At 40.4% G+C, this 12,335-nt stretch carries 9 protein-coding genes; all 9 read right to left on the bottom strand.

Going from position 1 to position 12,335, the window contains the following annotated elements; genetic code table 11:
• Nucleotides 1–154: 154 nt before the first annotated feature.
• Nucleotides 155–1,186 carry a PIN domain-containing protein gene (locus EKN16_RS07895; RefSeq protein ID WP_125655198.1) on the bottom strand — a complete coding sequence of 344 codons (1,032 nt, stop codon included), beginning with the start codon at nucleotides 1,184–1,186 and terminating at the stop codon, nucleotides 155–157.
• A 41-nt stretch (nucleotides 1,187–1,227) separates the two neighbouring features.
• Nucleotides 1,228–2,163 (bottom strand): serine hydrolase domain-containing protein, encoded by a 936-nt coding sequence (locus EKN16_RS07890; RefSeq protein WP_125655196.1) that lies wholly within the window; start codon nucleotides 2,161–2,163, stop codon nucleotides 1,228–1,230.
• On the bottom strand, nucleotides 2,138–4,573 hold the full coding sequence (locus EKN16_RS07885; protein ID WP_125655194.1) for an excinuclease ABC subunit UvrA: 2,436 nt from the start codon (nucleotides 4,571–4,573) through the stop codon (nucleotides 2,138–2,140). The genes EKN16_RS07890 and EKN16_RS07885 overlap by 26 nt, the downstream gene beginning before the upstream one ends.
• Nucleotides 4,574–4,600: 27 nt before the next feature.
• Nucleotides 4,601–6,052: a hypothetical protein gene (locus tag EKN16_RS07880; protein ID WP_183530794.1), complete on the bottom strand. Its 1,452-nt coding sequence runs from the start codon at nucleotides 6,050–6,052 to the stop codon at nucleotides 4,601–4,603.
• Nucleotides 6,049–7,059 (bottom strand): ATP-binding protein, encoded by a 1,011-nt coding sequence (locus EKN16_RS07875; protein WP_125655191.1) that lies wholly within the window; start codon nucleotides 7,057–7,059, stop codon nucleotides 6,049–6,051. Before EKN16_RS07875 ends, EKN16_RS07880 begins: the two co-directional genes overlap by 4 nt.
• Before the next feature lie 13 nt (nucleotides 7,060–7,072).
• Nucleotides 7,073–9,037, bottom strand: a complete 1,965-nt coding sequence (locus EKN16_RS07870) for a TnsB C-terminal domain-containing protein (RefSeq protein ID WP_125655189.1) — start codon at nucleotides 9,035–9,037, stop codon at nucleotides 7,073–7,075.
• The gene (locus EKN16_RS07865) at nucleotides 9,030–9,677 is read right to left on the bottom strand and encodes a TnsA endonuclease N-terminal domain-containing protein (RefSeq protein ID WP_125655187.1); all 648 of its coding nucleotides are present in this window, start codon (nucleotides 9,675–9,677) and stop codon (nucleotides 9,030–9,032) included. The genes EKN16_RS07870 and EKN16_RS07865 overlap by 8 nt, the downstream gene beginning before the upstream one ends.
• Before the next feature lie 581 nt (nucleotides 9,678–10,258).
• Nucleotides 10,259–11,275: a phosphotransferase enzyme family protein gene (locus EKN16_RS07860; protein WP_125655185.1), complete on the bottom strand. Its 1,017-nt coding sequence runs from the start codon at nucleotides 11,273–11,275 to the stop codon at nucleotides 10,259–10,261.
• 15 nt (nucleotides 11,276–11,290) lie between these two features.
• Nucleotides 11,291–11,836, bottom strand: coding sequence for an SDR family oxidoreductase (locus EKN16_RS07855; RefSeq protein ID WP_197719126.1), 546 nt, complete (start codon nucleotides 11,834–11,836; stop codon nucleotides 11,291–11,293).
• Nucleotides 11,837–12,335 lie beyond the last annotated feature (499 nt).

The raw sequence follows: 12,335 nt of genomic DNA, 5'->3' as shown, positions 1-12,335 counted from the left end.
TTAGCGGTGTGATTATAGGAGTTCTCGAGTCCGCTGATGCCGTGTTCGTATGGCCTCTCATTTCTTTGCCTATAGCATTATTAGGATAATCCATCTGTTCTCAAAATAAATATTCCAGTTGAACCACCGCGCATGACCATCTATACGCCCGAATTTATGTATCCAACATATCCCAATCATCCCCAAGTACCCAACGTAATGCAGAAAGCTTGCCGTTAATCATTCCCCACTCAAAGTCATCCCAGGGACCAAGGTGTTCTAAGCCAATTCTTTCTTCGACCTTAGCCGCCGCCCTGAGTGCACTCTCCCATACATTACGTTGAATTGGTCGAGTAGCATGATCTTTTATGGGAAAGGTCTCTTTCTCGACAATTTGAGTAGTACCTTCCTCAATCTTTTCTCGAAGCACCTGATGACGGTTATACCAAACCTTTGTAACAAGCTCATCAATAGCTTCGATGATCTCCTTCAGCCTTCTTGGTTCCTCTGTCCAATTATGTTCAATCATTAAGTCATCAAAATGTTCTGGTTCGATGTGTTGAAGCGCTTCACTAAGAGTAATAAAATAATACGATTTTGTTAGTGAGAAACATAATTCAATATCAGGGTGAGGTAATTTTTTACTCGCATTTGGGTGGCTAAAGTCATTAGTGTTATGCGAGATAAAGGCAAAGCGATTATCAGATGCTTCGTCTTCTCTAATAATATCCGTGTAAACCTCAATAAGAATCGCATCGTCTATTCCATTGCGTTGTCTGTGAAAGGGAGCGAGTTTGTCGATAGCTCTTTCCGCTGCCCGGAGCTTCACAGAATCTGAAATTTCAATAGTTGTAGATCTTTCAAACAATTTTTCAATTCGGTCAATTGTTTCTACTGCAGCCTCTCCCAGAATAGGAAGACGATGATCAACATCATTAAGCTGTGTTATTACACTACTTTTTTGTTGTGGATCGCCAAACTTTTCCACAACTTCTTTAACACGTTTTAAAGTACTGGATAGACTACGGGTGCTCTGCTCTATAACACGATCTTTATTTCGAGCAAATTCATCAACTACATTTTTTGGGAGAATTAATTCTATAAGTCCCTGATCAATTAGGTCTTCAAGAGCAGCCAATATCGTCTGTTGATGGTAATCCTTCGCGAGATCAAGCCAAACACAAGTATCAATAAGAATTCTATACACAAATCAGCAGTCCTTTCAAATGGTAAATAATTTCCTGTTAACTAATATACCGCTTTCAGTACGTAGCGATCTACAATATCTCGTGGATCCTTAAAGCGCTTGAGATGTTTAGTTTGAAATACGACTACAATCTGCTGTTCAGGGATTACTCTAATTAATGAACCGCCAGCGCCGGATGCAGAAAAGCCGTCCTTGTCAATCCACCACAAGAAGCCGTAATTGTCCAGTTGAGGACATGTGGATGCTGATATCCATTCTTGGGGAATGAGCTGCTGCTCTCCCCATGCTCCCCTCTGCAAATAAAGCTGGCCAATTGTCGCCATATCTCGTGCAGTCATTCTTAATGCTCCAATGCCAAGCCTTTGAGGATCTTCTGCTTCCCAGTGCTGAATGTTTAATTCAAGAGGTTTGAATAACCACTCCTCTGCCAATTCTCCTATTGTAGTTTCGGTAGCTCGGCTCAAACAAGCTGCTAGTAATAGAGCATCTGTATTTTTGTAGTTAACTTGCAACCCCATACCATCCCGTACAGGTAACCTCAGGCTAAATTCAATCCAATTGCGACTAAGTATTGTTCGCTGCCATATCGGCTGAGAGTCTCCAGCTAATCGTGGATAATAGAAGCCTGAACTCATGGTAAGCAAATGCCTCAGATTCAATTTTTGTACGTTAGGATCGACATCATGTGTATCCATTTCCGGAAAAAAGTCCAACACAGATTGATCAAGGCTGGATAATATTCCTTTATTAAGTGCGATTCCAATTAATGCGGATAAGATGCTTTTATTAACCGACATAACCGGAAACGCATCATCCGGTCCGTTATTCCGATAATATCGCTCATACACAATAGATCCGTCTCGCACGATTAACATACTCAAGACATTAGGGAATTTAACGAATATCTCGCGATCCGCAAGTGCCAATTGCGAAGCATCGATTGCTCCTTCTTCAGGAGTCAAGATCGTCCACGACATTAATGCTACCCCCTCTAAAATAGGAACCGATAATAGAATTCGGTAGTAATGCAAGTGTTTCAGGAGAACCTTCCGCAATTACTAATCCACCTGCGTTTCCACCACCCGGTCCCATTTCAATGAGCCAATCACATTCCAATAAAACTGACAAGTCGTGTTCAACAACCAGCACCGTATTTCCTAGATCAACAAGGCTTCTCAGCACTTCCATAAGTCGCTCTACGTCCACACAACTTAGTCCAGTTGTTGGTTCATCAAAAATATATAGTATTCCACCAGTACGGCTGCGCCCTAGCTCCTTAGCCAATTTAATCCGTTGAGCTTCTCCACCGCTAATGGTCGTAGATGACTGGCCTAACTTCAAATATCCCATTCCTACCTTTTCCAGTAACCTAAGTGGTTCAGATATACCAGACTCATTACCAAAAAAATCCGCAGCCTCCGTTACAGACATTTTTAGTGTATCTGCAATGTTTTTTCCATTAACTGTGATATCTAGCACTTCTGGACAATAGCGAGTTCCATTGCAAGCATGGCACGGCCATTCAAAAGTAAATCCTCGTGTTTCTTTCTTGATCGTCCCTTCTCCACGACATTCAGAGCAAGCGCCAGTTGAATTAAAAGAAAAATCCCCAGAGGTTAGCCCCAATCCCTTGGCTTTATTCTGATTTGCGAATAGTGTTCGAATTTTTTCCCAAATACCAATATAACTGGCAGGTGTAGATGTCTTTGATCGCCCGATAGACGATTGAGTGATGAATGATACCCCGTTCAACAAACTAGAGCCTTCAAGAACAGTCGACTTTGATTCTATTGTGATCACTTGTTCATCTTCCGCATCTATTTCCTGATCAACATCAGCGATAACAGAGCCATAAGATTTAGCCAGCAAAGGAACAAGCGTTGAGGAAATAAGTGAGCTTTTACCGCTACCTGAAACTCCGGCTACCCCAACCATAATACCTAGAGGAATGGATACATCAATATCTTTTAAATTATTGGTTGTGGCGTGTTTAAGCTTCAGCCTTGGCACAGCATCTGTAAAAGAAAAAGCTTGTCGTGCTCTGTGAAATCCTTCGCGCGTCACTTTGTCTGCACGACTAAGAAATGGGGCGATTAGGGAATCCACACAATTCATATAGCTTTTGTAATTCCCTTGATAGACAATGCTTCCACCTTCCTCTCCAGCGCCAGGTCCAATCTCAATAATCCAGTCAGCAGAACTAATAACGCCAAGATCATGTTCAACTACTATGACACTGTTTCCTTGAGTTTGTAATTCTTTCAACCTCTTGATCAGCAGTTGTTTTTCATTCTCATGTAAACCGACGGTAGGTTCATCGAAGACATAAATAAGTCCTTCCAGTTCCGATTCGAGATGTGCAGCGAGGAATAATCTCTGCATTTCACCGCCGCTTAAAGTCGGCATTCGCCGGTACAGTGAGAGATGAGAAAGTCCTACACCACATAGATGATTGATCTGCATCTGAATTCGCTTTAGAACGCCTTGGAGAGAAGGTTCTAGATCGAGTATACTTTCGGATATATCGTCCCAGAAATACGCCTGTTCCTTTAATGTTTTCTCTGCTAGCGCACTTATATGTAATCCTCTAATGGTCACGTTTTGGGCTTCTCGCCCAATTCTAGAGCCGTGACAGGAAGGACAAACAGAGGAACCGGTCCCCTCTGCCCCAATGCTGATTCTATGTAAAAAAGGCATTAAGCCCTCGTATCCTACAGATAAATCTCCATTTAGATATGCGACTTGGGCTTTATCAGACAGGTTGAAATAAGATCCGTTTGGATCGAAATCGTAAGCCTTCGCAAGTCGTTTCACTCCATCTTTCATCTTGCCGGGTGTGCCGCGTAAAACAGACCATTTATCGAAATTCCGATCGCTCATTGCTTGTTCTATCGTTAAGCTAGATACTTGTCCTGCACCGAAACATCTCAAACACATTCCAAAAGGGGAATTAAAATTAAAATGCTCCGCTGGTAACGGTTCTACCGTTAGGCCACAATCATGACAGAGCCTTTGCTCATCAGTCTCACCACCGCAAATACAGCGATAACTTCCTGCCATGGAAAACACAATTTGCATAAGACTGAGTAATCGAGTACGTGTTCCTACTAGACTTCGAGGATTAGACTGCCGAATAATTCTCTGTTCTACTGCTACGGTAGGCACTAAACCCGTTATTTCGTCGAAACAGTCCGTTTCCGATAAATGAGATGAACCGACTGCACGATCGTACCTGCGCCTACCTTCCTGATATAGGAGATCAAACGCCAATGTCGACTTACCCGAACCACTTACACCAGTTATGACGACAAACTTACCCTTTGGAATATCTAAAGAAAGAGATTTTAAATTATGCAGCTTTGCACCACGGATACAAATGGGATTCATAAACTACTCCCTTTCCTCAATCGCATTTTAGAACGGGCATTTCAAATCAAGATTACGTTGAGATTGATCCTTAACCCACCAATGGAACTCGAGTTCCGTTTGGTTGTCACTTGGTACTTTAATCAAGAAAAATGGAACGTTCTCATAACGAAATGGAACATCATTGTACTCCATGTCGAGCGATTCCTTATTTTTAGCAAATTCTAGCCATCTGTAAAAATGATTAAGGGTAAAATGAGCAAGAACCCTATTAATAATCCAAGTAGTTGCAGTAAGATGTTTATACTTCCAATAGAGCTTGCCGTATTCCCATTTAGTTACAATATCCCATAATGCAGAATCATCTTGTTTAGAAATGAACTCCATTTCATATTTGCTTTGTTGTTTTGAAGGTCGATATTTATTGTCTACCTGTCGCGTATGTGCATGTCCTTCGATAAATTTTTTCCAATTTACATATGCAAACGCATAAGGGCATTTGGTATCAAACAGTTCTAACTTTCTAACACAAGCGATATGATCCCGAAGGATTGTAGCTCTAAAGTGTTTAGCAATCGCGTAGAAGGTGCTTCTATTGCTCTGATAAATGAGTTCGTTTATTTTTTCAATAAATCCGAGGTATCTCTCGTCGCTGCCGGACTCTCGAATGGATTCGAATTCATTATAATAATTTCCATAAATCATGATTTTTGACGGCGACTTAACCACATAATGTTTTTCGGGTTGAATTGATTTATAACTTGGATCGACTGCCTGCAAAATAAAATCCATACCGCCTTGTAAATTGCGAAACGAAATTTCACTGGACAAAATGAGATCATTAAAATTGATCTTTTGTTTATAATACATGGATATCCAATTTGTCACTTCGGTTGATTTGATTACAGGTTTGGATTCCCATAACTCTGAATAATTACAAGTGCGGCTTAAATATTGATGGCCACAGAAACATTGAAACGGTGCAGTTAGCGCGTCATCACCGAGACGATACGGATAAGATTTGTCGCATATCGGACAGCGGTCCGACAACGGTTCTCCATGGATTGGACATTCATGAATTAACGAGAATTGGTTTAATATGTTGTGAAAGCCGTTCTTCATGCACGTTAAGCAGAATGTCAGCTGTTTGCGAAAAAAATCTTGATAAGGACGATGTCTCGGAACAAATGTCATCAGGTCCATAAACTCTTGATTTCTAGCTTTTACGTCTAATTTCAAGATGTTTGTAATACTTTCATTGTTCAATCGGGGCATATCAATGAGATTGCAATTCTGTTGACTGTAACTTATGGATCTTCTACTTAATACTTCCTCATTACCGAATTGGAACAGAATATCTTTCGCCGTAACGCAATTTGCGTACTTAAATTTTTCGAAAATTCCCCAAGGTGATTCGTAATCTGAGATCCAGTCCGGATTCCAAGTGAATTGCCTCTGTATTTCTTTATACTCAGGAAAAACACATTTAAGTTTTCTCATACCACTTCGTGGTATGTCTCGGCTTCAATGTAACCAGAGCCAGTAATCGAGGATTTCCATTGCTCATTGTTCAGCCATTGAAGATCCTCCCCATTAGCTCCAAAATGACGAAGTGCATTCTCAACTGTTAGCGTTAAATATTGCATTGGTATTTCGGTTGCTCTTGTAAGTCCGTGTTCCTTGCGAAGATTTGTAAATATGCTAAATAGATCCTTTGCACAATTTTCAAGACGACATCCATTATGATCAAACCCATCTGGAAAGAAGTAACGGGTAAAGGACCATCCGCTATTTTCGGGATATTCTGAAATATTGTCGTAACCGGACAAACAAACAGCCATATCATCAGCGTCGACTATTCCTTTAAAATTGTATTCGTGAACCATAAATCTTCCTATTATCTGAGCTTTCTTGGCTTGAATAAATGCGCTACGTTGATGAACAAGTTCCTCCTGTCCAACCAAAATAACTGTCATGCTAATGCCGGCACTATCAAGTTCGTTGTAAATATCCATCAACCAGCCATATTGAATTTCAAAGAGTCGTTGAGCGTCATCGATGAACAATATAATTCGTTTTTGAGCTGAGCGTTCAGCCTTTTCTACAAAGTATCGATATAGTCGGTCTCTTTTTAAATTTGCTTTTCCGTTAAAGGGCAAAGCGTGCCCCACATCATTCAATAGATCTTCAAAGAAGCTACTCTCACTCGGTTGTTTGTATTGTCGACATTTCATAGTAAATATAGGGAGATGATTACCGAATTCATTTGGAAGTTCGTATGAAAGATACGTAATGGCTCTTGATTTCCCGAGTCTCGGTCTGCCATAAATCATCCCGCCGGGTGAACGATTTGTGATCCATTGGGCAACGGTATCATACATACGAATAATTTCGTTCGTCGGCAGCAAGTATCTTCCGGTCTCAATGGGATGAGTACCTTGAGCCACATAAGGTCTTGGCGGTGACAAGGCAGAACTATTTTCGATGGGGCTAGGTTGATTTACCATGACTCTCCCTCCGTTAATAAGTAATGGTCCTAAACCGTTTTCGATCTATATTCATACTCTTTTTAGTGGATGCTTCAACTAATGGAACAACATTTTTGCTCTGAGTATCATCTGGAAGAATCTCTTTGGAGTCCACTTTTTCTTTCTGCTTTTTTCTACTTCGTTGAAGTGCGGCTAAGCGATTACGATCCGATCGACTCGTTTTAGCCTGTTCTTGCAAATATCTGTGATAACATTCAATTGGATCGTCGTAATTGGTGAAATGCAGTATTTTCAACTTTCTTAATTTGTTTATTTGTTTTCTAACTTGAAGTGAATGCGGCGTAATACCCCATTTTCCATTGGCCGTAAGTACGCCAAACTCACTGCCATCAGGCAAAAATGCTCTAATTACTCGGAGATCGTCGATATTCACCAGTAGATCTAATTGGGTGCCAATAAGTTCAGGACTTCGTGATAATACTTCGTTACGATACTCAGTCCCCTCGTAGTAAATAAAAGGGCGCTTTCCTTGGCTAATGTTTCCTTGAACAACTCGATTTGCAGCGAGAGAAAGAAAAGCGATTTCCTGTCTTTTTTCCTCAGTCATAACTCGTGGAAGCAAACCTCTGTTTAAACGCTGTTCTAAACATTGCAGCGGAGTCAAAAGATTTATTCCTTCATGTTTCGTTCCGTTGTAGTTGGATATGAGTACATCTGTCAGTTCTTCTATGTGCTCAGCGGTAATTCGATATTTCACTGCTTTTTTCTCCGGATCTTGTCGTCGTGGATCTCTAGGGTTGCTACCGGTTGTGTTTACGAGACGATGGAACCCATTTTCTTCTAACGTTTCGAAGAACCTTTCAATTATTCCTCTTCTCATTGGCAATGCCACAGGACCAGCATTAACCGCGCAGCCTATGGTTCGTTTAAGTCGATCTCTGACTTGATTCGCTAAATTAGATTTTCCATTATCCAGATGAAATTCATCCCACAAAGCCCATTCCATTTCAGGAAACAGCCTTGATGCAAAGCCGCCATTCGGATGATAAGTTAATCCTGGGATTGATAATTGAAGCACTTCCTTGGGCATGACAGCTTTTTTAATGCAATGCAGTACATCGCTAGCGGAATACTCCTTATTAAAGCTAAGATAGTGACCCAAGATGATTCTTGTCGCAACATCAATGATGCAGAGTAACCAAAGGCGATCCATCACTTCCACAATTTCGTCGCCTTCTGGCGTGTGGAACACAATGGCAATTGAACAATCTATTCGATGTCCGTCAAATTGAACACGTTCCAAAGGTCTAACTGGCGAAGGGGCATTCGGAGCGCCTATTCCTGTATGTCTTGCTTTTTGACTTGCATTCTCACCGTAGCGTTTAGCGGCTTCGCCAAAGTGCCATTGTTCAAGAATATCAACATAACGATATAACGATCGTTTTCCTAAATCTCCACTTATAAATGGATATTCGCTGGATGTAATACCCGCCTTGGTACAGGCTTCCAAGAATTTAACATGTAGATCTTTCACACTAATTCTAGGCGATCGTACTTCTCGTTTTGTATTTCTACCCAAATACAAATTGTCAATCGTTTCTTTAACGGTAGGATACTGCTTTAATAGTAATGTAAAAGCGCCTGTCATTTTGGATAGCTCGTCCTGCGTTGATAATATAGGTAGAGACTTGCGTTCATATTGTTTTAATCGTTTCCGGGGAATAAGTGCTCTATAACCCCAGATTCTACCTTGGTTATCGTAAGAAAGGCATCTCTTCACAAATGCCAATATATCTTTCCTGTCAATGAGTGTACCGGCGCTAATTTCATGGAGTGGGCGCTCATTCTTCATATACATGTCGATAGCCTTTTTTCTCGCAAAAAAAGTCTCTTTGTCATTAGAATCCAATTTATCTTCATGAACAATCGGCCAGAGTGATGTATCTAAATGTGCCGGATCAATTTTCTCATTCTCAATCCATCTTTTTTTAGGCATTGCTCCACACCTCTGTTTTTGAATCTAATGGTTTGTGAGTGATTGTAGAGTCAATCATTCCCCGATAAATCAGCTGATACACAGTTTCCCGTATCCGTTGACGACCAAGAACCGGAAGCGCTTGTTCAATTTCATCTATCGTGGTTTTGGAGGTCTTGCTTAGAACTTTCATGATTTGATATTGGACGGTTTCCACAAGAACAGGGCGTTGTTGAATGTAAGGGATAATAGTTTTCAAATTATTCAAATAAATCAAGTTGGATCGAATGTCTTTATCGGTTCGAATGAGATGATTGAACCCATTTTCTTGGCACCATTTTGCTTGAGCATTCGTTTGTTTATAAGATCTTGGTGAAAATCTTTTGTCTTTAGGGTCAAGTTCAGAAGCATATTTCACTTCCAAGAAGCACTCCGTTCCGTTCATACACTGAATCCACATGTCAAAGATGGATTCTACTAAGTCTCCTTGCCATTCGACTTGTATTCGCTTGGGTTGTTCACAGAAGGCAACAATATCCGAATCAGCTTCAACGAGAATCCAATGATCATATTCCAGATCGCTAAAAAACCGCACATCGCGGTTCATTTTGATGCTGAATGCTTCCCAATAATTATTACCGTATCGAGTGCTGCGCTTCATGGGGATTGGTGTGTACACGCTTTCACCTCATTTTTCATAAATCGTTCATTGCCGCCGCTGATCAGTGGTAAGAAAACTCCTTATTTGAGGTAAGTATTGTGACAAACTCTTAATTCGGGGGTATATTTGTGTCATTTTTTCTTGACACAAATATACCCCCAATTCACTGATAAGTCCAGTAAATTCTGGAAGTGAATTGGGGGTTGTTTTGTGTCATTGGACATCATTTAGTGTCATACACCAAGTGTCATACACCATGTAGCTCGATTTTCGTTCTGTTTTTTTATAAGTTCCCTTTCTTGCAGTAAAAAAGCAATTCGGATTTAATCCGAATTGCTTTTTCTTTGAATACTGTGCTCCGGTACCGCCAACGGAAAGGCCAAGCGATGTCAAACCCTCTTCGATTGCCGGATTTATCATTCATGTTTGTGTACGTTCTCTGGTCTATACGCATACTGCTTGTGTCGGATGACAAGAACTTGATATCACCCGACAATTGTAGCATTTATAATTCGGTTCTTGTACCCTTTTCCAGTTCGATTACAGCCGCGAGCACGTTAGTAAAATGCGATGCTCCCAGGTTAATGAATACTATTATAAATGCTTTTAAATTCTTGAACAAAATCAATCGGCAGCATAGGGTCATCAGAAGCGGCTACTCGTTGAAGCTCTTTTAACCAGTTCATTGATTCTTCATCCAAATTTGACACATCGTTTGCTTGATGAAAATAAATATACAGCAATGCATGACGAAGTTTAATAGAATCTTGTAAATATACTATTTCTTCTTCTTGGATTGTATTTTCCTTCAGATATCCTTTCATAAAATGGCGGAAAAACAATTTATAATATTCCGTTTTATTTTCAAATTCCTTAAACGGATAAGAAAGTGCATAATACAATGTAATCCCAATATCGTTTACGAAATACGTATAACCGCAATCATCAAAATCGAACAAATAAATGTCTCCGTTATGCAGATAAAAATTACTTTGATGAAAATCAGTATGAGTCAAACCGTATGTATCTTTGGACTTGGGCAGAGAAGTAAGTTTTGTTAATCTTTCTTTTAGAATTGAAATCATTACATCATCAGGTCGCAGGTATTTCTCCGCCTTTAATTGAACTTCTTGGTCCCAGGCGTGTCGTTTAAACGCCGGATTACTCCATTCATAACCCTTTGTGGCATGATGGATTTTCCCCAGAAATTCGCCCCATTTTTCGTAAAGCGATTCATTCCAATCTTCATCCGACACTTCTTTTCCAAGAGACATTTCGTATGAAATGGCTAGGAACGAACCATTTTCTGCAGCAATTTCTTCAACCATATTACCCCTGGTCGATGGAACAGCATTTGAAACTGCCAGTCCTTTATTCGACAAAAAATTTAAAAATTCAATTTCACCCCGTATATTATATCTTGATCTTCTAATTGTATGTGAGATTTTTAATATGAAAAATGCGTTGTTTTTCTGGTATTCATAAACAAAGCTTTCATAACCGCCCAATGAACGAACAGTGTCATTATTAATGTCAAATCGCTTTATTGCTTCGGTAAGGATCTCTTCAGTGAATTGCTCTTCAATTTCTCGTATCATTTTCTATACCTTCTTTCATTCATAAGTTAAGTAGTTGCATAATTTTTTCAATCGAAAATTTCGGCGACCATCTGACGGAAGGCCTCCTGCTGACCGCTTTCCAGGTAATTGTCCAGCAGCGCCCTCTCTCAGAAGCACATCCTCATCCGATCCGTCCGGCTCGAACAAAACCTCTTGAGGCGTACCAGTCCTCCCGATTGGATGGGCTTTATTTAATTTATCTGTGACTCTTCCAACCCAAGCCGTATGTATTGTACCTGGACAAACGGCATTAACGCGTATCCCTTTTGATGCATACTCAACTGCTGCCGTCTTCGTTAGACCAATGATACCGGGTTTGCTAGCAACGTATGCAGCGTGGTGTTTAAGACCAATTAGTCCAGCAATTGAAGCAGTATTAATAATGATTCCACCTCCTTGCAGAGTCATTGCTTGTATTTCATGTTTCATACATAACCAAGTTCCCTTCAAATTTACACTTATAACATTATCAAAATCCTCTTCATTGCACTTAGCCGTTAATCTACCAATGCTTACTCTTTCACCTAAGAAGAAAATCAAAGCATCTTCATCTGAACTTGTTTCGAATGTCCCATCTGGATTGAAAATGAACGAGCCCCCGTGTAGCGAACAACCAATGTTAAGGTGTTGACACGGTTCATCGTAATTTTCCTTTTTTTAACTTTCTTTCCCGTTCGTTAAACAGGCTGCCTACCGGCAAAGCTCGTCGGCAATCGGACAATGTTCTTGACATTGACAAATGACAAGAACTTAATCCGATAATAAATAAAGTCCGCAATTCAAGTAGACTTCATTCGGCTAATGTTCTTGTCATCCGACATCGGACGACCTGTCACGTGAGTGTAAATCGCGGCTTCTTTGGGTTTAGTGGAATAAAGTTGTTGTCACGGTCATTATTCGGAAACTATTTACCCTGATTACTCCCGGAAACCTCGTAATACACGGGTCTATCTCGAAGTGAGGGCATTTATGCGAATCTCCTCTATCTTACAATTAATACCACCCGTTTAAGCGTAGCAACTGGGACACAAAAAAAGCG

This window comes from Paenibacillus baekrokdamisoli (genome assembly GCF_003945345.1).
GTDB classification, from domain to species: domain Bacteria; phylum Bacillota; class Bacilli; order Paenibacillales; family Paenibacillaceae; genus Paenibacillus_Z; species Paenibacillus_Z baekrokdamisoli.
Note: the sequence above shows the minus strand (reverse complement) of the source record. Positions and strands in the feature narration are given on the sequence as shown.